21 protein-coding genes are annotated in these 23785 nt (G+C 60.1%); 12 read left to right on the top strand and 9 right to left on the bottom strand.

Features of this window, described 5'->3' with window-relative positions:
* Window positions 1-19: 19 nt before the first annotated feature.
* The 5 genes from RNZ50_26845 to RNZ50_26825 are packed head-to-tail and all read right to left on the bottom strand — an operon-like array spanning window position 20 to window position 5719.
* Entirely contained in the window at window positions 20-1471 is a 1452-nt protein-coding gene (locus RNZ50_26845; GenBank protein ID MDT8858576.1) for a S49 family peptidase, read from the bottom strand.
* Window positions 1471-2985, bottom strand: a complete 1515-nt coding sequence (locus tag RNZ50_26840; GenBank protein ID MDT8858575.1) for a phage portal protein — start codon at window positions 2983-2985, stop codon at window positions 1471-1473. The genes RNZ50_26845 and RNZ50_26840 overlap by 1 nt, the downstream gene beginning before the upstream one ends.
* Window positions 2985-3194, bottom strand: a complete 210-nt coding sequence (locus RNZ50_26835; protein ID MDT8858574.1) for a hypothetical protein — start codon at window positions 3192-3194, stop codon at window positions 2985-2987. Before RNZ50_26835 ends, RNZ50_26840 begins: the two co-directional genes overlap by 1 nt.
* Before the next feature lie 10 nt (window positions 3195-3204).
* Window positions 3205-5232, bottom strand: a complete 2028-nt coding sequence (locus tag RNZ50_26830) for a phage terminase large subunit family protein (protein MDT8858573.1) — start codon at window positions 5230-5232, stop codon at window positions 3205-3207.
* Complete coding sequence (locus tag RNZ50_26825; protein MDT8858572.1) at window positions 5180-5719, bottom strand: hypothetical protein; 540 nt, start codon at window positions 5717-5719, stop codon at window positions 5180-5182. Before RNZ50_26825 ends, RNZ50_26830 begins: the two co-directional genes overlap by 53 nt.
* Before the next feature lie 140 nt (window positions 5720-5859).
* Here RNZ50_26825 and RNZ50_26820 point away from each other — a divergent pair, with 140 nt between their 5' ends.
* From RNZ50_26820 to RNZ50_26790, 7 genes are all read left to right on the top strand, one after another.
* Window positions 5860-6078, top strand: coding sequence for a hypothetical protein (locus RNZ50_26820; protein ID MDT8858571.1), 219 nt, complete (start codon window positions 5860-5862; stop codon window positions 6076-6078).
* 2 nt (window positions 6079-6080) lie between these two features.
* On the top strand, window positions 6081-6296 hold the full coding sequence (locus RNZ50_26815) for a hypothetical protein (GenBank protein MDT8858570.1): 216 nt from the start codon (window positions 6081-6083) through the stop codon (window positions 6294-6296).
* Window positions 6297-6308: 12 nt separating this feature from the next.
* Window positions 6309-6527 (top strand): hypothetical protein, encoded by a 219-nt coding sequence (locus tag RNZ50_26810; protein MDT8858569.1) that lies wholly within the window; start codon window positions 6309-6311, stop codon window positions 6525-6527.
* 11 nt (window positions 6528-6538) lie between these two features.
* Window positions 6539-6838, top strand: a complete 300-nt coding sequence (locus tag RNZ50_26805; GenBank protein MDT8858568.1) for a hypothetical protein — start codon at window positions 6539-6541, stop codon at window positions 6836-6838.
* The gene (locus tag RNZ50_26800) at window positions 6835-7197 is read left to right on the top strand and encodes a hypothetical protein (protein ID MDT8858567.1); all 363 of its coding nucleotides are present in this window, start codon (window positions 6835-6837) and stop codon (window positions 7195-7197) included. Before RNZ50_26805 ends, RNZ50_26800 begins: the two co-directional genes overlap by 4 nt.
* Window positions 7198-7300: 103 nt before the next feature.
* A complete protein-coding gene (locus tag RNZ50_26795) occupies window positions 7301-7528 on the top strand; it encodes a hypothetical protein (GenBank protein MDT8858566.1) in 228 nt (75 codons plus the stop codon).
* A 37-nt stretch (window positions 7529-7565) separates the two neighbouring features.
* Entirely contained in the window at window positions 7566-8126 is a 561-nt protein-coding gene (locus RNZ50_26790) for a DUF3489 domain-containing protein (protein MDT8858565.1), read from the top strand.
* Between the two features lie 21 nt (window positions 8127-8147).
* On the opposite strand, the gene RNZ50_26785 is transcribed toward RNZ50_26790, so the two are convergent.
* From RNZ50_26785 to RNZ50_26770, 4 genes are read right to left on the bottom strand one after another with little or no spacing between them, the layout of a single operon-like run.
* On the bottom strand, window positions 8148-8375 hold the full coding sequence (locus tag RNZ50_26785; protein MDT8858564.1) for a hypothetical protein: 228 nt from the start codon (window positions 8373-8375) through the stop codon (window positions 8148-8150).
* The gene (locus RNZ50_26780; protein MDT8858563.1) at window positions 8372-8881 is read right to left on the bottom strand and encodes a hypothetical protein; all 510 of its coding nucleotides are present in this window, start codon (window positions 8879-8881) and stop codon (window positions 8372-8374) included. Before RNZ50_26780 ends, RNZ50_26785 begins: the two co-directional genes overlap by 4 nt.
* Window positions 8878-10242 carry a site-specific DNA-methyltransferase gene (locus tag RNZ50_26775; protein ID MDT8858562.1) on the bottom strand — a complete coding sequence of 455 codons (1365 nt, stop codon included), beginning with the start codon at window positions 10240-10242 and terminating at the stop codon, window positions 8878-8880. Before RNZ50_26775 ends, RNZ50_26780 begins: the two co-directional genes overlap by 4 nt.
* A complete protein-coding gene (locus RNZ50_26770; protein ID MDT8858561.1) occupies window positions 10239-11501 on the bottom strand; it encodes a site-specific DNA-methyltransferase in 1263 nt (420 codons plus the stop codon). Before RNZ50_26770 ends, RNZ50_26775 begins: the two co-directional genes overlap by 4 nt.
* A 309-nt stretch (window positions 11502-11810) precedes the next feature.
* On the opposite strand from RNZ50_26770, the gene RNZ50_26765 reads away from it, so the two are divergent.
* The 5 genes from RNZ50_26765 (at window position 11811) to RNZ50_26745 (ending at window position 23778) form a co-directional block, all read left to right on the top strand.
* A complete protein-coding gene (locus tag RNZ50_26765; GenBank protein ID MDT8858560.1) occupies window positions 11811-12830 on the top strand; it encodes an IS110 family transposase in 1020 nt (339 codons plus the stop codon).
* An 807-nt stretch (window positions 12831-13637) separates the two neighbouring features.
* Window positions 13638-17147 (top strand): helicase-related protein, encoded by a 3510-nt coding sequence (locus tag RNZ50_26760; protein ID MDT8858559.1) that lies wholly within the window; start codon window positions 13638-13640, stop codon window positions 17145-17147.
* Window positions 17148-17212: 65 nt separating this feature from the next.
* Window positions 17213-17665 (top strand): hypothetical protein, encoded by a 453-nt coding sequence (locus RNZ50_26755; protein ID MDT8858558.1) that lies wholly within the window; start codon window positions 17213-17215, stop codon window positions 17663-17665.
* Between the two features lie 11 nt (window positions 17666-17676).
* Window positions 17677-20478, top strand: a complete 2802-nt coding sequence (locus RNZ50_26750) for a DUF1156 domain-containing protein (GenBank protein MDT8858557.1) — start codon at window positions 17677-17679, stop codon at window positions 20476-20478.
* 12 nt (window positions 20479-20490) lie between these two features.
* On the top strand, window positions 20491-23778 hold the full coding sequence (locus tag RNZ50_26745) for a DUF499 domain-containing protein (protein MDT8858556.1): 3288 nt from the start codon (window positions 20491-20493) through the stop codon (window positions 23776-23778).
* Window positions 23779-23785: the final 7 nt, after the last annotated feature.

The following is a 23785-nucleotide window of genomic DNA, read 5'->3' as shown; positions in this document are numbered from 1 at the left end:
ATGGCGGCTGTGGGACCGCTTAGCGTTTTGCGCCGGAGGCAGCGGCGCGTTTGGCTGCGGCAACAATAGGGCTTTCACTGTTCGAAGAAACTGCCGGGGCGGGGGTGATTGCCACCACATCCCGCGCATCGGCTGCGGCCGCCGCGTGCTCCAACACTGAACGGCGCAGCGCCGCAGGCGTGGTGCCCTCCCTCAGGGCTTTTGCTGCATCGATAGTAACGCCAAGCCGTCCCGCTTGCGCTGCGATCTCGGTGATCTCTGCCGCTTCAAGGCGAAGCTGGGCGGAAAGTTCGGCCCGCAGGGATGTCTGGAGTGCGGAGGCCGGGTCAGCTTTTGGTGAGTTTGATGCTGCGGGAGGGGCTGCGAGCGATTGGGAAACAAGGGCTGTAGTGGGTGGCACTTCGGGATCTGTGCCGCCATTTGCGGCAATATCACTCTGCGTTTGGCTGTCTTGAGCTTCATCGGGGACGGGTTCGGTCTGTGGCAAGGTGTCGTTGCGCATGAGAGGATCCTTTCGGGATTGAATTTGGGCCGTGGTGGCCACGCGGGATGAGACGGATGCGCGGATCGGAGACAAGCTTTGTCGAAAACTGGCAAACCCACGCGCAAGATCGATGACTTCGTCGGCAAGACCCGCCGCCACAGCCTCGGTCCCGCGAAAGCTGGCGGCCTCGGTGGCGAGTGCGGCTTCTGGGCTAAGCTGCGCGCCGCGCCCCGCTGCCACCGTTTCCGCAAAGAGAAACCGCAGCACCTCGATTTCGCGCTGAATGTCGTCTTGGATATCAGCGGGCAGGGGTGTGTAGGGATTGGCATCAACCTTGTGCGATCCTGCGTGGATCAGCGTGACGCGCACCCCGTCTTGATCAAGCTGACCGCTGAGATCGGCGTGCATCACCACGACCCCGATGCTGCCCACCGCCCCGGTGCGCGGCAGCAGAATGCGGTCCGCCTGACTTGCCAGCGCATAACCGGCCGAGAAGGCGTGTTCTGCCACAAAAGCCCAGATGGGTTTGATGGCGCGAATTGCACGAATACGATCTGCAAGGTCAAAAACACCCGCAACTTCGCCACCAAAACTGTCAATTTCCAATGCGAGGCCGCGCACGGACGGGTCGCTTGCAGCCGCCTCGATCTGTGCTGCTATCCCTTCATAGCTGGTCTGGCCCGAGGACTGTCCGATCCAAGCCCCACGATGGATCAGCACGCCGGAGACCTCGATCACAGCAATGCCATCCACCACCGCGTAGGGGGCCTCACCCTGCTGGCGGTAATCGTCCAGCATCCCACCTGCTAGAATGCTGGCGCGCGCTGGCGGAACGACGAGGCCTTCCAGACCGCCGTTTTCGTCACCAATATCGACCTGCCGCCCAAGGATGCGTGGTCCAAGGCCGGAAAGAAACGCCATGGCTTTGGAGGGCTCAACCAGCAGCGGCGTGTTGAAGGCGCGCGCGGCAATGCGGGCATGCAGCATCATGTCTGGTCCTCAGGCTTGCTCGAAGGGTCTTGCGCGTCATCGGTTTCATCTGTTGGGTCGCTGTCGTCGTTTTCGTCTCCATTTTCATCCGGGCCCGGCAAAGCTTGCACACCTTGCGCGGGCGATCCGGGGCGGCGGAAGTCGAGGCCGAGCAATCGCTCGCGGCTGCGTTCGGCGGCGATTTCGCGGTCGACCTGTTCTGCGTCATAGCCGCGCTCGGCGATGGCTTGGGTGCGGGATTTGAGCCCTGCCTCGATCTGAGCGATTTCGGCATTGGCATCCTTCAGGGGATCAACCCAATCCCATTTGGTCGGCAGCCAGTTGGCCGCAAGCAACTGTGACCGGTTGGCCTCATAGCCGGGCAGAACCAATGCGCCCGATAGCACTGCAGCGTCCATCCAGCGCGCATAGACAGGACGGCAAAGTTGAAAGACCATCACAGAGTGCTGCCAGGCCGAAACGCGACGCCGAAATTCGATAAGGGCTAGTCGCGAGTTCGAAAAGTTCCCCTTCACCATGTCATTGGTCAGATAAGGATAAGGAATGCCCAGCGCCGAGGCGACCTGCAGCAGCGTGCGGTATTGGAACGGCTCGTAGGTTGCCCCTGAATCTGCAGGCTGGCCCACGGTCACATCCTCGCCCGGATCCAGCCGCACGACCTGGCCGGGGCTAATTTCGAAGCCGCCCAGCATGTCGTCATCCTCGGACGGCAGCAGGGGGTTTTCTGGGGCAGGGGAGGTCACAAACATCGCATACATCGCGGCGACCTTTTTGCGGTCCAGCTCGGCATCGTCGTATTGATCGAGCAAAAACAGCTTCACGATGGCCGGTGCCAGCTTCGAGACCCCACGCAGTTGCCCCGCCTCAACGGGGTCGATCACATGGATCACCTCGCTTGTTGGAACCTGCACGATCTCCCCCGCCAATCCCAGATCGGTGCTGTCGCCGGGGTGCCGTCGAAGGAAGTGATAGGCCACACGGCGTCCAACCCGGTCGAATTCAATCCCCTGACGGATAGCATTACCGTTACCAGCCATTCCCGTTTGGTGCTGCGGCAACATCTCGGCGGGCAACATTTGCAATTGCAGTGGCACGGAAAGCCCATCGTTCGCACGCCGTGGCCTGATCCTGAAGAAAACTTCGCCCGCCAGAAAGACTTCGCGCGCGGCTCGCCGCTGCAGCCCGTAGAAATCTGTCAGACCTTCGCTGTCTGCTTCATCTGTCCAAGCCAGCCAAAGACGCTGCAGCTCTTCCTTGCGCGCCGCATCCGCAATTTGCGAGATTGGTTTGATCCCGTCGCCGACAGTATTTGCGGCCCAGCTTTCAACAGCATTGGCCGCGTAGCCATTGTTGCGCACCAACCAGCGGGCGCGGGCGGTGATATCGGGCCCAGACGCCGCAATCAGCGCATTCACATGGGCGCGCGTCGCCTGAAACCCGCGCAGACGGCGATGGTGCTGGCCAGCATCAAATCCACCGACAAAGGCGCCGAGGCGCTGCCGCCAGTTCATCACAGGTCTTTTACGGCATGGGGGCGCAGGATACGCCCAGCGCCGCGCTCGGCCTTTGCGATGCGCCGTTCGATGTCGAAGATGGCGGCCGCTAATTCAGCATCCGTGCCATAGGTCAGGGTCTTGCCATCATAGCTCACAGAGCGTGTGCCGCTATACCGCGCGGCCAACAGCGCGCTGTGGCGGGATTTGAGATCATCGGGGGTCATTGCGTACTCGCTATTCCATGTATTTGGGCGTGCTTACCCGCCAACCGCGCTTGCGCGGGGCGGCGATCCGCCCGGCTTGAGGCTCGGACGGTGTGTCAGTGTCGGCTTTGGTGGCAGCCGTGAGGGTCTCTACCCCGGCTTGTTTTTCGAGTTGTCGCCACATCCGCTCATCGAAGCGGTCGGCCCCTAGGATCCAGACGGCCGCGCGGGCATAGACCCGGGTGTCCAGCGCCTCGTTGCGTTCGCGCATCTTTTGCCATTCTTGGCGCGCGTAGCCCCGCTTGTTGCGGATCGTGACCAGTTGCTCGGCCACCAGCTGTTTCAGCCATTCGCTGTCTGCCCAGTCTGGCAGGTGGATCGTGCCCGCAGGATTTGGCGCGCCACTGGCACGGTCTTCATCATTGGGCCGCTCCAGCCGCAGATAGCGATAGGTCTCCGCCTTGAAAGTGGCGGTGGCCACCGTCCAGAGCCGCGCGCCGCGCTTGAGCTTTCGTCCGTTTACCGTCGCATCAACGAAGGTCGGCCCTGAGACTGGCGTTGTTCGGTTGAAGCCTTCCATGCCTTTGACGGGGGCCACCTGTGCGATGCCTTGGGTGCGGGCCCAAGCATAGACGGCTGCCGTTTCATACCCTGTGTCGATGGCCAGCTTCGCCAGGGGCATGACTGCGCCGTGTACATGAACCCATGTCTGGCTAAGAAGGGCCGTTAGCTTGTCCCAGCAGGCAGGATCATCTGGCCCGCCAGAGATCACGATGTGATCCACGAGCCAGCTTTCCAAACCACGGCCCCAGGCCCAGACATCAACCTCGATGCGGTCCTTCTGCACGTCCGCCCCAGCGGTCAGAAACAATCCCCGCGCTGGGATCTGCGCCACGAACGTCTCGCGCCGATCCGCGAGGCGCTGCCATTCCGGCGCATCGCCACTCTCGACCCATGTTTCGCCCAGCAGGGTGTTGCGCGCCGCGCGCAGCATTTCGTCCGAGCCTTGGGCCGCCAGCCAATCCCGCGCGATCTGCTGCCAGCTCTTCCAGCCCAAAGGCGAATAGAGCGCGGAGATATGGAAGCCGATGGAATGCGGGTCGGACGACACTGCCGTTGCGCGCCATTCGCCGCGCTCCAGCATCTGCGTCTTGTGGTGCTCGGCGATGGGCTTCTCACAACCCTCGCAATGATAGGCGGCGGTGTCGGGTCGCCCTTTGTCCCAGCGCAGGCGCTCAAACTGCAGCCATTGCATCGCCCCGCAACGTGGGCAGGGCACGAAGTAGCGCCGCTGGTCTGATGCCTCGTATTCCCGCTCGATCCGGCTGATGCCCCGGATTGTCGGGGTGGAAACCATGAACACCTTGCGCCGGTGCGAGAATGTCGTGGTCCGGGCTTCGGCCAGCGTGACCGGATCGCCTTCCTCATCGGCCGAGGCCGGATAAGCGTCGACCTCGTCGAGAAAGATATATCGCGCGGGCATTGAGCGCAGGCCGGTGGCAGAGTTCGCCCCGGTCAGCACCAGGATGCCACCTTGAAATTCCTTCGACAGCATCGAGTTTCCCGCATCGCGCGAGCGGGCCGGATTGACCAGCGCACGCAACACTGGACTTTCCGAGATCAAGGGGTCGAGCCGCCCGCGCGAGGTGCGCTTGGCCATCTCGACTGTCGGCAGCACCGCCAGCATCGGGCCCGGCGCGTGGTGGATCACGAAGCCGATCCAGTTGTTGCCAGCCTCCGTCGCGCCAACCTGCGCTGCTTTCATGAAGCTGATCCGTTGCGCCGGATGGCGGGGCGACAGGGCATCCATGATTTCGCGCAAATAGGGCGCCCGCGCGGTACGATACCGCCCCGGCTCGGCCGCGCCGCGCGACGACAGCCAGCGATGCGCATCCGCCCATTCCGATACCGTCAGGTCAGGATCCGGGCGCATGCCTTTGCGCCAGCTGCGCAAGATATCCTCGGCCCCATCAAACCCGAGGTCGAGGTCTGCGGTCAGGTCATCGCTATCCGAGGCTGACCCTGAGATCGGCGAGGGCTTCGAGGTGCTGTCTGACATGGGTTTCCAGCACCCTCTGCAGGATCGCGGCCTCGATTGTCACCGGTTTGGCCGTTTGTTTCTCCACCTCTGCCGCCACTTCGGCGGCCATTAATGCCGCCACCCTGCTGGGCCAGGTGACCCATGTGTCGCGTTCCTGACGCGCCAACCGGAACACCAGCGCTTCGGCGCGGGCCCGGTCCACCAGCGTGCCCTTCTTCTTCTGGATGCCAAGTTGCTTGTCCTGCGCCTGGTAGACGGTCAGCGCCGTACGGGCTTTCAGGTATGACGAGCTGTCGGCGGGGCCGCTGAAGCTGCTATCGCCGCCGCCGGTGCTGCGGCGCTGCTGATCAGGATCAGTCATATCGGCCCGGCGCACATCAGACGCGGCCGCGTTGATCGACCCGTCGCTGTAGACCACCAAGCGGCTGGCCTTGCGTGCCTTCTGGATCGCCCCGCGCGACAGGCCGGTATGAGCGGAATACTCGCGTTCGGACATACCTTCCATGGCGATTTAATTAACCTCAAGATATTGGAATTAAACGAAAATAACGATCTTATTCAGTTGATTACACTCCTCGATAGAGCGATTCATGGTGCAAGGCAAACGGGTGCATCGCACCCCTTAAATGAGGATAGGAGACCACCATGCGCGCACAGGAAAAGATGGGACACAGCTCGATGAGCGACGGATGGCGGGGCCACACCAGCCCCGCACAAGAGCGGGTGAACTGGGTGATGGAGGAAGTCATGTCGGGGCGGATGAGCCAGGCCGACGGGATGGTCGCGATGGCACGCGCCCACGAGATGATGCGCGAGGAAGCCCGCGCGCAGACGACCCACCCTCAGCACCGCTGGGAGGACTGATCATGGCCAAACGCAAAACCACCCCTACACCCGAAGACGTCCGCGAGGCCTTGATCCTTGGGATCGCCCGAAACCGGTTCTTCATTGAAACGCTGGAGACCCGGAACCGCGACCGCCTCGATTTCCACGATGTCGCGGTCTGGGCGATCCACGCGGCACTTGAAGACGCCTTTGAAGCCGGACGCCGCGCAGGCGCTGCTGCAAAACCCCAATCCTGAAAGGACAAGATCATGACCGCCACCACCACCATCCGCATCGACTACGTAACGCTGCCCGTACATTTCGACCGCTCGCGACCGAACGCCGTGGCCGAGGCCATCGAGGCCGCGCTGCGCGAGGATGGGATCACGGCTGAAGCCTCGGATGTGTTCTCGCACATCAAGATCGAGCTGCCGACCGCCCAGCTTGCCGCCGCCAGCGCGGTGCTGGCTGATCTTAAGCTGATCTGAGGGGAACGACCATGAGCACCCGCGCACAGATTGCAATTCAGATTGGTCCCGATGCATGGGCCCATGTTTATTGCCACTACGATGGCTATCCCCGCCACATGCTGCCCGCACTGGCGCGATGGACCCCCGAAGACATCCTCGCCGCCCGCGAGATCCGGCAGGTGCGCGCAGATCAGATCGAGGGGTTTGAGCACCCCCGAGACCCAATCCTGCTGTCGCGCCCGACCTGCCAGTTCTGCCACCTCTACATCTGGCAGGACGGCGCTTGGGCCGAGATCATCCCCGAGCTCTCGGAAAGGTCCCTGCCATGAATCTGCCTCCCAATTGCCTGCCCGAAGGCGAGACTCTCGTAGAACTAGCGCGCCGCGAGTGTGCCATCGGTTTTGAATTGCGCTTTTGCCGCAGCGTCGTTGTCTCGCCCGGTGACCGCGACACCATCACCTGCGACCCGCCCGAGGCGGAGTTTGCCACGCTTTACGCCCTGACCGATCTGGGCGAGGCCATCGCCATCCATGATGTGGAGCTCTCCAACGCAGGGGCGGACGAGGTGGCGGCCGTCGCCCGTGCGCTGTTTGTCGCCATGATCAACGCGCGGCGTGATCCACCCGATGCGGCACAGCGCCACGAGGCCGAACAGGCGGCGCTGACCGATCCCCACCAGATATCATAATTGCAAAGCAATGAAATTGCTTGGATTTAACTACGACAATCGCTGCACTAGAGCGATGGTTGTCACAGGAAAACGATGCAACTCACTGAAGGACGACCAAGCCATGACCATCCGCCGCGCCACCGACAATTCCAAAGCACTCGACGCCTTCATGACCACCAAGTTCCAGATCGACGCAATGCTGGAACGGCTGCAGGCCCTGAGCGACGACCATTTCAACACCCACCCCGACGAGATCAACTGGGGCGACGTTGGCACCCTGAACCACTACGCCAGCCTGCTGCGCCAGATTACCGACAGCGCCTTCAAGGAGGGCGAACATGCCGCTTGATCCCGTCCAACGCCAACAGATCGAACAGGACCCCGTCATGACGAAACTCACCGACACTCAGACCATCATCCTCAGCGCCGGGGCCCAGCGCCCCGACAACCTCGCCCTGCCGCTGCCCAAGGGGCTGCACGGTGCGGCAGCGAAGATGGCCGTCACCAAAATGATCGCACATGGCTGGCTGCAAGAGGTCGACGCCAACTTGCGGCGCGGCGAACCCCTCTGGCGCGAGACCGGCGATGGCCATGGCACCACGCTGGTGGTGACCGACGCGGGGCTCGAGGCCATCGGGATCGAACCGGTGGCCGTCAACTCGGTGACCGACCTGCGCAATGCCAAGCCGGTGCCGGACCCGCAGCCGACCGCAGCGGAGACGCCGAAACTGGTCAATATCCGCGCGGGGACCAAGCAGGCCCAGATCATCGCTCTGCTGCAGCGCCCCGGGGGTGCGGCGATCACCGAGATCGTGGCAGAGACTGGCTGGATGGCTCATTCGGTACGCGGCATGATCTCCGGTGCGCTGAAAAAGAAGCTGGGCCTTCCCATTGCCTCTGAAAAGGTCGATGGCAGAGGCACTGTGTACAAGCTGGACGCGGCCTGACGCCCTGCTTCACCCCACGGGTCACCCGCGCTGTGAACGAGAGCACCGGCGTTCGAACAGGCGGCGAAGAGTGTAGCTGCGAAGCAAGGAGATACCCAAGAAGATCGCGCCGATGGTGAGGTTCTCGCTCAAGCTCGGATGCAGCCCGAACCATGGGAACACCACGATCTGCGTCGCCACCGCCAGCCCGTAGCCCACAGCCACATTGGTAATGGCCTCGATCAGCGACATGCGGCGCGACTGGGTCATATTACCGGTTCCAGAATCTGAAATTTCTCTCGGATGACCTTGGCGGTCTCGGTCGCCTGCAATTTATTGAACACGCGCGCTGCAATGCGGCCCACATTCACGATGATGCAGGCGTTCTCGTTTGGCGGGATCAGCAGCTCCTCGTATTCGGTATGGCGCAGGAACTCACACGGGGCCTCAAAGGTGAGGTGGTCGTCACTCGGGCGGATCAGCCAAAGCACGCCGGCGCAATCATCCGGCGCGTCGATCCGACCCTGCAGAAACGGTGACAGGTGTTCTTGCACCAGCCCGAATGCGACAGACGGACCAAAGCCGAGCTTGCGCAGGTCCTGTGCCGCCGCAACCGCCACAACATCTCTCCAGCTATACCAGCGCGCCTTTCCGGGCTTTGGCGTGTCTTCCGGCCGAAAGTCGTTCCGGGATATGGCTTGGTTCAGGTCCGCGCGTGTGATCGGAATGATCCGTATGAGGTCGGCGTTTCGCCAGATTGGGACGTCGATAATCATTTCTGTCGTGTCTCCCTGCCAATGGTGGTCTCGTTGCGATTTTCCAGCTGTGCCTTTCGCCCCGTCGCCATCTCCCACCGCCGCACTGCGACGTCGCAATAAACCGGGTCCAGTTCCATCGCGAAGCAGCGCCGCCCAGCGCGTTCGGCGGCGACGATCTGGGTGCCGGAGCCGCAGAACGGTTCATAGATCAGGTCGCCCGGATCGCTGAACGCTGTCAGCACAGCCTCGACCAATGCCACGGGGAACACCGCTGGGTGCGATCCGGCAGGGCCCAGTCCACCCTTATGGCGCATAATGCGGAACACGCTATCAGGGATGCGGTGGCTCTGGATCGCGTTGCCGGTTCCGGTTTTGGCGTGGACGGTGCCGTCGACCCCGCGCAGCCCACCGCCGCCCAAGGTTTCGCCCGCGTGCTTCGATGGGACCGTCTTGTGGGGTTTGCGGGGTGCGCGGTTGAAGTGGAAAATGAACTCGTGCGACGGGGCCAGGCGGCCGTTCCAGTCGCCCGGCAAACCGGGGCCCTGATCCCAGACATACCAACCAAATCGCCGCCAGCCAGAGCCGCGCATCCATTCCACCCATCCTTCCCAATAGGGCTGCCATTCGCGGTCTCGGTGCACGAGGCCGAGGTTGACCAGCAGCTGCGCCTCAGCGGTGACCGGGGCGGCAGCAAACACGCCCTGCATCAGCGCATCCCAATCGCCGACCTTTTCCTTGGCCGCGCCGTAATCGCGCTGCTGGGCATAGGGCGGCGAGGTGAACATCAGCGTCGCTCGATCGCCCTGCATCAGCTGGGCCACGGCGGCAGAATCCGTTGCGTCGCCGCAGCAAAGCCGGTGTTTGCCTAGCGCCCAGATGTCGCCCGGCTTGGTGATCGGATCGGCGGGTGGCTCGGGGATGGCATCGGCGGCATCGTCTGAAATCACCGGGTGTTCGTCGGCGTCCGCCAGCAAAGCTTCCAGCTCATCCTCAGGGATGCCAATTAGCCCAAGGTCAAAGTCCTCTGCCAACAGCGCCTGCAATTCTTGCAGTAGCAGGGCCTCGTCCCAGCCGCCCAGCTCGGTTAACTTGTTGTCGGCGATCCGGTAAGCCCGGCGCTGCGCCTTGGTCAGATGGCCCAGAATGATGACCGGTGCCTCGGACAGGCCAAGATGGGCGGCGGCCAGGACACGGCCATGACCCGCGATCAACTCGCCGTCCTCGGCCACAAGGCAGGGCACAGTCCAGCCGAACTCGGCCATGCTGGCAGCGATCTTGGCGACCTGATCGGCATTGTGGGTCTTGGCGTTGCGGGCGTAAGGGTTCAGACGGGCGAGGGGCCAATGTTCAATCTGCCCGGGCAGCAGGGGCGCGTTCATGCCGCCAGCCTCTTCGCCTTCAGGTCGGCGAAGGTCTCGCCCGTCTCGACCAGTACAGCCTTGGCATCGGTGAACTGCTGCCAGCGCTCGATGGCGACATCGACGTAGACCGGGTTCAGCTCGATCCCGAAGCACACCCGCCCGGTGGTTTCCGCCGCGATCAGCGTGGTGCCGGATCCCATGAAGGGTTCATACACCGCCTGACCTGGGTTGGAATTGTTCAGCATCGGGCGGCGCATGCACTCGACCGGCTTCTGGGTGCTGTGGATGGTGGTAGCGTCTTGGTCCTTGTTGGCGATCTTCCATAGCGTGGTCTGCTTGCGGTCGCCAGCCCAGTGGCCCTTGCCGGTCTTCTTGACGGCATACCAGCAGGGTTCATGTTGCCAGTGGTAATCGCCACGGCTGAAAACGAGGCTCTCCTTGGCCCAGATGATCTGCGACCGAACGTTGAAGCCTACCGCCATGAGGCTCTCGGCCACCTCTGCCGCGTGCAGCGCACCGTGCCAGACATAGGCGACATCGCCGGGGAACAGCGCCCAAGCCTCGCGCCAGTCGGCCCGGTCGTCGTTCAGCACAAGGCCGGTGCGCTTGGTCTTCGCCGCGCCCGTCTGGTTGCGCCAGGAGGGATCGTATTCGACTCCATAGGGCGGGTCGGTCACCATCAGCAGGGGGCGAACATCACCGAGCAACCGCCCGACCACATCAGCGGAGGTGCTGTCGCCGCAGATCAACCGGTGTGATCCCAGCTGCCAGAGGTCACCCGCAACCGACACCGGCGTGACCGGCGGTTCGGGAATGTCGTCTTCGCCCTCAACCGGCCCGTCGCCGCCCAGCGCATCTGGATCCCGCAACAGCGCATCCAGATCTTCGTCGGTGATCCCGAGCAGCGACAGGTCGAAATCCTCGGCCAGCAGCCCCGCGATCTCGTCGCGCAGCATCGCCTCGTCCCATTCGCCCAGCTCGGTCAGTTTATTGTCGGCGATCCGGTAAGCCCGACGCTCGGCTTCGTCGAGATGGCTGAGCCGGATCACCGGTACGTCCTTCAACCCGAGCATCGCAGCCGCCAGCACCCGACCATGCCCGGCAATCAGCTCGCCGTCGTCGGCCACCATGCAGGGCACAGTCCAACCAAACTTTGCCATGCTGGCGGCGATCTTGGCGACCTGGTCGGTGCCGTGGATTTTGGCATTGCGGGCATAGGGGCGCAGCCGGTCGAGAGGCCAAGTCTCGATCTGGCTCGGTGCAAAGACCAGGTCCATGGGGCGGTTCTCATTTGGGGCAGGGCGGACGTACCAACGCGCGCGGGCAACATGGCCAGCGACAGGATCGGCATCCGCGATGTGGGGAAAACAAAAACGCCCGCGAGGTTTATCCTCCGGGCGTAATTTCTCAATGATTTATAGGTAGGTCAAGGGGGCTAGAAATGTCAAGTGAAAAAATGACGTGGATTCAATGACTTCTTACGGGGTGGCTTCCGCTGGCTGATGGAGTGGATGCCTCCCTCCCCTACGGCATCGTAATGTGCCAAGCTTTGGACGTTGAAACCAAGCAAATCGAAGGAGGCATCCGTGAAAGAAGTGACCATCATTGGCGTTGATCTTGCAAAGAACGTTTTCCAGCTTCATGGCGCTGCGGCCGATGGTTCGGTCGTGTTCCGCAAGAAGCTTACGCGGGTTCAGTTTCATAAGTTCATGTCGGGTCATCCCGCCTGCCTTGTGGCGATGGAGGCTTGCGGCAGTTCGCATTACTGGGCGCGTGAGGTGGCACAGATGGGCCATGACCCACGTCTGATCGCGCCCCGCTACGTCAAGCCCTTCGTCAAGCGGCACAAGAACGATACCGCCGATGCCGAGGCCATCGTCGAAGCGGCCCTGCGTCCAACCATGCGCTTTGTGGACCCCAAGACGCCAGATCAGCAGGGGGGGGCGGTTTTGTTTCGGACCCGCGCGCAGTTCATTCGTCAGCGCACCGAGGCCATAAACGCGCTGCGGGCGCATCTTTATGAATTCGGCTATATCGCGCCGATCGGGGTTCAGAATGTGAAGCAACTGGTCGAGATCGTAGACGCTGACAACAGCGACCTGCCCGCGCTGGTGCGCTTTTCCTGCCGCGAGTTGATTGAACAGATCTCGCGGCTGACCGAGCGGCTTGCGGTGCTGGACAAGGAAATCTCTCGTCTTTCAGGCGAGGTCGCCCGGCGTCTGCGGACTATGCCGGGCGTCGGGCCGATCACGGCGCTGGCCGTCGAAACCTTCGCGCCGGTCATGGAAAGCTTTCGCTGCGGGCGTGATTTCGCGGCATGGCTTGGTCTGGTGCCATTGCAACGATCAACGGGCGGCAAGCAGATCTTGGGCAAGACATCGAAAATGGGCCAGTGCGATATCCGGCGATTGCTTATTGTCGGCGCGATGGCGGTGGTGGGTTCATCGGTTCGAAGGGGCGCTCCCAAGGGATCATGGTTGGAGAAAATGCTGGCCCGCAAGCCACGCATGCTGGTCGCCATCGCCTTGGCCAACAAGATGGCGCGCGGTCTTTGGGCCATGTTGACGAAAAACGAGGAATACCGGGGGCCGGTGATGGTGGGGTGAAATTGAACCCTGCCGCAACCCGCCGCCCGGGAGTGTGAGGAAGGCAATGACCTGCATGGGCAAATGATCGATCAGATCGGGATCAGGAAAACCAGGGGAAGCCAAAGCGCCAACTTGAGCGCGTCTGAGCTGATTTGGACCTGATCCGCGTATCTCCATACCGGCCCGCGGCATGTGAAAAGCCGCACAGAGAGGCCTGACACATGACCGCACTCGATCACATGCCAAGAAGGTCAAAATTTTCCTTGCACAACGGGAGGCATCCACACATGGCTTCCGGCAGGGTGGCTTCCACAAAGTGGATTCCCTGGATTCCGAAAAGAATCCAGCACGCCAAGATCATGATTCCGCAAGCCTTTGATAATGAGTCGCTTTTTCCAAAATCGAGTGGCAGGTGGATTCCGCCTGGATTCCCCGGTGAAAGTGCCTGTCGCTAGCGAAATGGCGCGCTGCGCCCCCCCGCATACGAACGGGGCCGGGGAGGAACCATGCCAGGGGGGTGGGCGGAAACGAAAGCGCCCGAGAGGGTGACCTCCGGGCGCAAATCTTCGATGGTCAAGATATGAGTCAAGAGGAGCAGGGTTGTCAATGGGTTGCGCGGATGCGGAATGGCCCATGCAGTCAGACGATGAAACGCTCTTCGGCAGCCATGCGCGGCTCGGCATCTTCCCTTGCCCGCGCGCAGGTCTGCCACTAACGTCTCACTATTCAAATCTGCTGCGCTTTCAAGCGTTTCGGGGATGAGTTTTATGTTCAGTAGGGACTTGTGCCGATTCTCTTTTTTGGCGCGGTGAAGGGGAGAGCCGGATGACCACTTTGGAAGACATCAAGAACGGCGCTTCGGTCCGCGGCATTGTTCCCGGACAGCCGGTCGAAGTTGTTTCGGTGGAGTGGATCGGCGATCAAGCCATCAATCTTGTCTATCGGGTTCAAGGCGGTGGCGTGGCCGAAACCACGCTCTACCGCGATGACCAGGCAAGAATCGAGATCGATGCGCGAGGTCGGGCTTGGTCCTTTGATGCTGACGGTGACCTTCTGCGGCTGGTGACCGAAGCAAACCGCATAAAGCTCGCCCATTACTTCGATCCCTATCTGGCAATCCACACGAGCCTAGTTGATCCGTTGCCGCATCAGATTTCGGCCGTTTATGGCGAAATGCTCCCTCGCCAACCCCTGCGCTTTCTTTTGGCCGATGACCCCGGTGCGGGAAAGACGATCATGGCGGGCTTGCTGATCAAGGAATTAATCGCCCGCAGCGATCTTGAGCGGTGCCTTGTTGTCGCGCCGGGCAGCCTGGTCGAACAATGGCAGGACGAGCTCGGCGAAAAGTTCGGTCTGGAATTCGATATCCTTACCCGCGATATGATCGAGAACTCCCGCTCGGGAAATCCGTTCAACGATCGTAACCGCATGATCGCGCGGCTGGATGTATTGGCGCGCAACGATGATCTGCAAGAGAAGCTGGCTCAATCGACAGAATGGGACCTGATCATCTGCGACGAAGCGCACCGCATGTCGGCGACCTATTTCGGCGGCGAGGCCAAATACACCAAGCGGTACCGCCTCGGGCAGCGACTTGGCGAGGCCTGCCGCCATTTCCTATTGATGTCGGCCACCCCGCACAACGGCCATGAGCAGGATTTCCAGCTTTTCATGGCGTTGCTTGATGGCGATCGTTTCGAAGGCCGGTTCCGCGATGGCGTTCACTATGCCGATACTGCCGACATGATGCGCCGCCTGACAAAGGAAGAGCTGCTGCGGTTTGATGGTCGCCCGCTGTTCCCCGAACGTCGCGCCTACACCGTGAAATACGAGCTCTCGCCGGAAGAGGCGGCGCTCTATGCGGCAGTCACCGAATACGTTCGCAATGAGATGAACCGGGTTCAGCGTTTCGCTGCCGAAGATGGCAAGAAGCGCAACAACGTTGGCTTCGCGCTCCAGATCCTGCAACGCCGCCTCGCGTCGTCCCCTGCTGCGATCTATCAGTCCCTGAAACGCCGTCGCGAGCGGTTGGAGTCGGAGCTTGCCGAAGCGCGCATTTCGGCGCGCGGCAAGCGAGTAGGTTTTGACGCCCCTGACGTGTCTGAGGATCTGCTTCAGAACATCGAGGAGTTCGGCCAGGACGAGATCGACGATATCGAGGATCGGATTTCCACGACGGCCACCACAGCGGAAACTGTTGATCAGTTGGCGCTGGAGGTCGAAACGCTGCAAGGGCTGGAAAGGATGGCCCTTGGCGTTATGAGTTCGGGCCAGGACACCAAGTGGTCGCAACTGAACCGGATCCTTGACGACGAACTGATGGTCGATGCCCACGGCAATCGCCGCAAACTGATCATTTTCACTGAACCCAAAGACACCCTGTTCTATCTTCACGATCGTGTTCGGGCACGCCTGGGGCGCGCTGATGCCGTCGAAGTCATCCATGGCGGTGTCAGCCGCGAGGATCGGCGCAAGATTATTGAACGGTTCATGCAGGACCGCGACATGTTGGTGCTGATCGCCAACGATGCCGCGGGTGAGGGCGTGAACCTGCAGCGTGGCCACCTGATGGTGAACTATGACCTGCCGTGGAACCCGAACAAGATCGAACAACGGTTCGGGCGCATCCATAGGATTGGCCAAACCGAGGTGTGCCATCTTTGGAACCTGGTCGCCGCCGATACCCGCGAAGGCGAGGTCTATGGCCGCCTGCTGGAAAAGCTGGAGGTCGCCCGCGAAGCTCTCGGCGGTCGGGTGTATGACGTTTTGGGTGAACTGTTCGAAGGCACCGCTCTGAAGGATCTTCTTTTCGAAGCCATTCAGTACGGCGAGCAGCCTGAAGTCAAAGCACGGTTGTTCCAGGCCGTGGATGGTGCCGTCGATCAGCAGCACCTGCTGGACCTGCTTGCCCGCCGTGCTCTTACGAACGACACGATGCCCGCCGCCAAGGTGCAGGAAATCCGCTTGGACATGGAGCGTGCTGAGGCCCAGCGCCTGCAGCCTCACCATGTCCAGAGCTTCTTCATCGAGGCGTTCAAGCGGCTCGGTGGCCAGCTCAAGCCGCGGGAGGATGGCCGGTGGGAGGTCACCCACGTCCCGGTGAGCATCCGGGAGCGGGATCGTCAGATCGGAACCGGATCGCCGGTTCAGAAGAAATACGAACGCATCTGCTTTGAAAAGTCCAAGGTGAACCAGCAGCCGGTGGCCACCTTCGTTTGTCCGGGTCATCCGCTGTTGGAAGCCGTGATCAGCATCGTTCGCGAGCAATACGACCACCTGATGAAACAGGGCGCGGTCTTGGTCGATGAAACTGACCAAGGCCAGGACATCACCGCGATCTTCTTGCTGGAACACAGCGTCCAGGATGGCAGGCCCACCAGCATCGGCAAACCGCATGTCGTTTCCGAAAAGCTGCAGTTTGCGGCCATCGACAAGGCAGGCAACGCCACCAACGCGGGCATCGCGCCACACTTGAACCTGCGCCCCGCGACGCCTGACGAGAAAAATCTGGTGTCTGACAAACTGAACGAGGACTGGCTGCGCCACGATCTTGAAAAGGCGGCCGTGCGTTTTGCGACGGTCGAACTGGCGCAGACCCATGTGGCCGATGTGAAGGCGCGCCGCCTGCCCGAGATCAAGAAGGTAGAGCGGGAGGTGATGGCCCGCCTGAAAAAAGAGATCAACTATTGGGATAACCGCGCCGCTGAATTGCGTGAGGATGAAAAGGCTGGCAAAAAAACCCGCCTGAACTGGCAGAATGCCGAGCGTCGGGCCGAAGACCTGGCTGATCGGCTGAAGCGCCGGATGGAGCTGCTGGAGAAGGAAAAGTTCATCTCGGCTCAGCCGCCCCGCGTTCGTGGCGGCATGGTGGTCATCCCGCAAGGCTTGCTGAATGCCCGGATGTTGCCCAAGACATCCGCAGGCGTCAGTGCATTTGCCGAAGATCCGGAAGCGCGGCGCGAAAGCGAGTTGAAGGCGATGGAAGCGGTGATGGCGGTCGAACGCGCGCTGGGCAATCAGCCAAGCGATGTGTCGGCGCAGAAGGTCGGCTACGACATCGCCTCCTACGATCCGCGCACCCAGCACTTGCGCTTCATCGAGGTCAAGGGCCGGATCGACGGGGCCGACACGGTGATGCTGACCCGGCAGGAAATCATCACCTCGCTGCACGAGCCGCAGAAATACATTCTGGCCATTGTTCAGATCGAGGGTGGATTCGCCCGCGAACCCCGATATGTAAGGGGGGCGCTGTCAGATCACGAACCCTCGTTTGAACACACGGCGATCCAGTTCCACTTGAAGCGCCTGCTGGAGCGGGCAGAGGTGCCAGCATGAAAAATTGCTATGCAACTGACTCAGAACGTGTCTTCGCTGATCTTTGCAGAGCTAAAGGATACGGCGTGGAGAAGATTCCCGAAGAACCGGCATGTAAAACACCCGACTTCAAAATCGAAATCGACGGTGGCGTCATACTGGTTGAAGTTAAGCAGTTCGAAATCAATGAAGTGAGCCGAGCCATAGAAATTGAGCTTGACCAGACGGGAGTTCACGTTGGGGACGTCGATTTCAGCCATGATGGTGGTCTTGGCCGCAAACTGGGCCAACAAGCCGCCCAACTTCAAGACGCGTCGCAAAAGGGCTTCCCAACATTGGGTGTGATTTATTCCAATCGCGTTTTGGGCCAGACTGACTACCAGGTTAGGCACGTCCTTGAGAGCAGGACCGTCGCCATCGCTGCGCAGATAAGTGCCGTATTGTATGTACGGAACGAGGGTATTCGAGGAGAGACGCCGCCCTTTACGCTGTATTACAATCCGAACGCTACCGTTCCTTTCCCTGCAGGTCTGTTCTGAAAGGAACCACCATGACCCAACGCTATAAGAAGAAACTGATCGAAGTCGCCATTCCACTGGAAGCTATCAATGAGGCATCTATCAAGGAAAAAAGTAATCCCTTTCTCAAGGGGCATCCACGATCGCTACACCAATGGTGGGCGAGGCGCCCATTGCCAGCATGCCGGGCGGTTCTATTCACGCAGTTGGTGGATGATCCCTCTAGCCTGCCCGACCAGTTTCCAACAATGGAGTTGCAAGAAGCGGAGCGTAAGCGTCTGTTTGCCATCATCGAAGACCTGGTGAAATGGGAAAATTCGACCAACGAAGAGGTGCTTGAACGCGCGCGCGTTGAAATTCGGCGCAGCTGCGGTGGAGTGCTACCGCCGATCTATGATCCGTTTTCGGGTGGCGGCTCGATCCCCTTTGAGGCACAGAGGCTGGGTCTCCCCGCATATGGATCCGACCTCAACCCTGTGGCGGTGCTGATCGGCAAGGCGATGATAGAGATACCGCCGAAGTTCAATGATGGGGCTCCAATTCACCCCGGCATCAAAGAGAGGTCATTTTACCAAAATGCTGAAGGCCTGGCCGAAGATGTGAGATACTATGGTGCATGGATGCGCAAGAAGGCGGAAGAACGAATTGGGCATCTCTATCCACAAGTAAACCTATCGAAAGAATATGGCGGTGGTAAGTCTACTGCGCTAGCGTGGATTTGGGCGCGAACAGTACCAAGTCCAGATCCTGCCTTTTCTGATGTAGATGTGCCTTTGATTTCCACTTTTGTGCTTAGTTCGAAGAAGGGGCAAGAAGTTTGGATTGAGCCTAAGATAGACAAGCAAGCAAAGACGATCACTTATCATATTCGTCACGGGGCTACGAAGTCACAGCTCGAGCACGCCGCAATGGGTACCACCGCAGGGAAGCGGCAAGCCTTCCGCTGCATCATCTCGGACGCGGCCCTTACTTATGAATATATAAGGGATTTGGGTAAGTCTAAGAAGATCGGTAGGACTCTTATCGCTGTTGTGGCGGAGATAAAACGAGGGCGTGCTTATTTGGCGCCCTCTTCCGATCACTTTAAAGTGCAAGAATTAGAAGAGCCCAAATGGAGGCCGACGGCACGTCTTCCTGAAAATCCTCGTGACTTTAAGACTCCTAATTACGGCATGGACACCTTTGGCGATCTCTTTACGGAACGTCAATTAGCATCGTTGAATACGCTAAGCGATTTGATTCGCGAAGCAAGGGGTCAAATAGAGATTGATGCGGTAGCATCAGGGTTTTCTGCAGACTGCACCTTTCTAAGATCTGGGGGTAGTGGTGCAAGAGCTTATGCGGAAGCTGTCAGTGTGTATCTGGCTTTTGCTTTAGACAAATTGACTGATTATTGTAACTCCTTATGCAGTTGGAATTCAGTAAATCAGAATATCACACATTTATTTAATAAGCACGCAATACCTATGTTGTGGGATTACGCTGAAATAAACCCTTTCGGATCCATGATGGACTTTGAAAAGGTTTGCATCAGTTCTGTTTCGGGTTTAGCTACGGTTACCCGCGCAGAGGAAGGTAAGATATTTCATCTAGATGCAGTGGATGATTATCCAATCTCTGGACAAGTTGTAATTTCAACTGACCCTCCATACTACGATAACATCGGATATGCAGAATTATCTGACTTTTTTTATGTTTGGTTGCGAAGGAGCCTACAGGACGTTTATCCGTCTGAGTTTGGAAGCATAGTAACTCCAAAATCGACTGAGCTGGTTGCGACTCCCTACCGTCATGGTGGAAAAATAGCAGCAGAAGATTTCTTTCTGGAGGGCATGACACGCGCGCTTGCGGTCATGGCTATGAGGCAGCAGACTGATATCCCCGCGACTATCTATTATGCGTTCAAACAAAGTGAAATCAGCTCGGAAGGGATATCTTCAACTGGGTGGGCCACATTTCTTGGTGCGGTTATTAAGGCTGGATTTGCGATTGTTGGAACTTGGCCGATCCGTACTGAACGGTCCACAAGAATGATCGCCTCGGGCACGAATGCCCTCGCCAACTCGGTCGTCCTCGTCTGCCGCAAGAAGGAAGCCGCCGCCGAAACCATCACTCGCGCCGAGTTCATCCGCGCCCTGAAACGTGAATTGCCCCCGGCGATTGCCGAGCTTCAGGCCGCCAACATCGCCCCGGCCGACATGCCGCAATCGGCCATCGGCCCCGGCATGGGCGTGTTCTCTCGCTATAAGGCCGTGCTGGAATCCGACGACAGCCCGATGAGCGTGAAGGCCGCCTTGCAACTGATCAACCGCGAACTGGGCGAGTATCTTGACGGTATTTTGGGTGAATTTGATGCGGATACGGCTTTTGCCGTGAAATGGTTTGAGTTGAACGGTCTCAAGGCGGGAGATTTTGGGACCGCGAACAGTATCGCTCAGGCTAAAGGGATAGCCGTGGCAAGCGTCAAGCACGCCGGGATTGTGGAAAGCGCGGCGGGCAAAGTGCGCATCCTCAAGCGCAACGAGATGGATGCGGATTGGGAGCCCGCTGCTGATGGCCACCTGACCGTCTGGGAATGCTGCCAGCATCTGGTACGGCTGCACGAGGCGCACGGGATCGGCTATGAAACGGCGGTGATGCTGAAGAAGATCGGCCCCAAGGCCGAGGATGTGCGCGACCTTGCCTATGTGCTGTACAACATCTGCGAAAAGCGCGGCGAGGCGAAAGAGGGCACCGCCTACAACGCCCTGATCGCCGATTGGACCAACCTGACCCGCGAAGCCGCCGCAGCCCCGCTGTCGAAACGCAGCGGGCAGATGAGATTTGAAGTCTAGGGAGATTTGAGCATGGCCAAGAGCACGCGGCAGTCGGTTTTCGAAGGCATGGAGTTCATGCGTGAGGGCTTGCACGCCTATGTCATGCGCTCGCTTGAGGCCGGGCTGGGGGTTGGCTGGCCCAAGACGGTCATCGGTGTGTTTCCTACGTGGCGCGCAGAGAGCAATGGCAAGTTCACGCTCGACACCCAAAAGCTCTTGCAGGTCATGGAGAAGTTCTGGAACGATTGCTTCCGCAACACGCTGGAGCGGACGCACCGGTCAATCGTCAACGAACTGGTCGATGTGCGTAACAAGTTGGCCCATGACGGCAACTTCACCTATGACGACGCCGAACGCGCGCTGGACAGCATGCGGCGGCTGCTGGAGGCGGTGAGTTCCAGCGAGGCGGCGGACAAGATCGCCGCGATGCGTGACACCATCCTGCGGACCAAGTTCGCAGAGCTGCAGCGCAATGAAGAGCGCAAGAAGACGACACGGTCCGAGATCATGGTCGATACCGTGGCCGGGTTGCTACCGTGGCGCGAAGTAGTGGAACCGCACCAGGACGTGGCGACCGGCGAGTTCCAGCAGGCTGAGTTCGCCGCCGATCTGGCAAAGGTGCACAACGGCAGCGCGCCGTCGGAATACAGCAACCCGACCGAATTTTTCGCGCGCACCTATCTGACCGATGGTCTGAGCACCCTGTTGACCGGGGCGGCAAAGCGCTTGTCGGCTGCGGGCGGCGATCCGGTGGTGGAGTTGCAGACCAACTTTGGTGGTGGCAAGACCCACTCGATGCTGGCGCTCTATCACATGGCGGGCGGCACGCCGGTGCAAGACTTGCCGGGACTTGACCAGTTGTTTGAACGCGATGGCCTGACGGTGCCGGTCAAGATCAACCGCGCGGTTCTGGTCGGAACATCGCGCGGACCGCAGGATATCCTGACGGTTGGGGGTGGGCAGAAGATCCGCACGACCTGGGGCGAGATGGCTTGGCAGCTGGGTGGGGCCGAGGCCTTTGCGATGGTGGCAGAGAATGACGCGAGTGGGGTCGCGCCAGGGTCAAACCTGCTGGAATCGCTGTTTAGGAAATGCTCGCCCAGCCTGATCCTGATCGACGAATGGGTGGCATACCTGCGCCAGATCTACAGGGTCGAGGGGCTTGCCTCGGGATCGTTCGATTCCAACCTGTCTTTCGTTCAGTCGCTGACCGAGGCGGTCAAGGCCAGCCCGGGCACGTTGCTGGTGGCATCGCTGCCAGCGTCACAGATCGAGGTGGGTGGCGAAGGTGGCCAAGAGGCACTGGCGCGATTAAAGCAGACCTTCAGCCGGGTTGAGACCGGTTGGCGCCCGGCGTCGCAGGAGGAAAGCTACGAAATCGTGCGCCGCCGCCTGTTCAAGCAGATTCCCGGCGACAAATTCCATCACCGCGACAATACGCTGAAGCAGTTTGTGAAAATGTACCGTGAGAACTCGAATGAGTTTCCACAGGGCTGTGCGGACGAGGACTACCGGCGCAAGCTGGAAAAGGCCTATCCGATCCACCCCGAGCTGTTCGATCAGCTTTACACCAGTTGGGGGTCATTGGAAAAATTCCAGCGCACGCGTGGTGTGCTGCGGCTGATGGCGCAGGTGATCCACGAGTTGTGGATGAACAACGACCCGTCGGTGATGATCATGCCTGGCAGCGTGTCGATCAGCTCAGCTCGGGTCGAGCCAGAACTGCTGCACTATCTCGATGTCACATGGCAGTCGATCATCGCTGGTGATGTCGACGGTTCGAACTCGACGCCCTACAAAATCGACCAGTCAGCGCCGAACTTGAATCGGTATTCTGCCACGCGACGCGTTGCGCGCGCCATCTTCATGGGCACTGCGCCGACCTACCAGCAGGACAACAAGGGCCTTGATGACCGTCAGATCAATCTTGGTGTTGTTCAGCCCGGCGAGCGGCCCGCAATCTTTGGTGACGCTCTCCGCCGCCTCGCCAACAGCGCGCGCTACATGCATGGTGATCTTGGCCGCTATTGGTATTCCCTGTCGGCCAGCTTGAACCGCCTGGCGGCAGACCGGGCGGGTCAGGTCGAGGAACCGCTTGTCCTTTTGGAGATCGACAAGGTGCTGGCGACCTACATCAACGGCCTTGGCGACAGGGGCCATTTTGACACGGTGCAGGTTTCGCCCAGCAGCTCGGCCGATGTTCCGGATGAACCCGGTGGGGTCAGGGCGGTTATTCTTGGTGTCGCGCATCCGCACAACGGACGCGACACATCCGAGGCCATGACGGAAGCCAAGGATATCCTGCTGCAACGTGGGTCGACGCCGCGGGTGTATCGGAACATGCTGGTCTTCCTTGCGGCAGAAGGACGGCAACTCGACAATCTGAAAGAGGCCATGCGATCCGCCCTCGCTTGGTCAGGCATCGTGAAAGACACAGATCGGCTGAACCTGACGCAGCGTGACAGCGCGCTCGCGAAAGCGAAGGTTGTCGAAGCGAACGAAACGGTCAAAACCCGCCTGAAGGAAACGTGGTGCTATCTGCTCTATCCGATGCAGGAAAGCGCGCAGGCTGATGTCGAATGGATTGCGTCAAAGGTGCCAGCGCAGGATGGCCTTCTCTCGCGCGCCAGCAAGAAACTGGCTAGTGATGAGGGTCTGCTCCCTGAGCTAGGCCCAGCGCGGCTGGATCGCGAGTTGCAGAAGTACATCTGGAACGGCAAGGACCACTTGTCGCTGAAGGATCTGTGGGAATACCTGAACCGTTACATCTACTTGCCGAGGGTCAAGGACAAGAACGTGCTGGTCAAAGCTGTCCGTGCCTCGATCGGTGCGATGGTTCCCGGTCCCTTCGCCTATGCCGAGCGGTGGGACGAAAAGAACGAGCGATATATTGGCTTGGCAGTTCAGAACGCCGCCAATGCGCCAATCGTGATTGATTCAGACAGCGTCATCTTGAAGCCGGAGGTCGCTGAACATCATCTGCAGGTGTTGGCTTCCGCCGTGCAGCCCGTTGTACCGGCTGTTGTACCGCCGGTTCCAGAGGGCACCGGGTTGCGCCCTGGACCGGCAGTTGTTCAGCCGGAAAAGAATCCGACAAGGTTCATCGGCACCGTTATGATATCTGCTGATCGACCAGCACACGAAATGCGTCAGATCGTCGAGGCAATTGTCGAACAGCTGACCACATTGCCGGGCAGCGAGGTCACCTTGCGGCTGGAGATTGATGCCGAGGTTCCTTCAGGCCTCGACAGAAGTAAGGTGAGGACCTTGTTGGAAAATGCCAACACGCTGGGATTTATCGACAAAGTTATCAAGTGATGTACGG

This window comes from Paracoccaceae bacterium Fryx2 (assembly GCA_032334235.1).
In the GTDB taxonomy this organism is placed as follows: domain Bacteria; phylum Pseudomonadota; class Alphaproteobacteria; order Rhodobacterales; family Rhodobacteraceae; genus JAVSGI01.
This window is presented reverse-complemented; position numbering and strand designations above follow the sequence as displayed.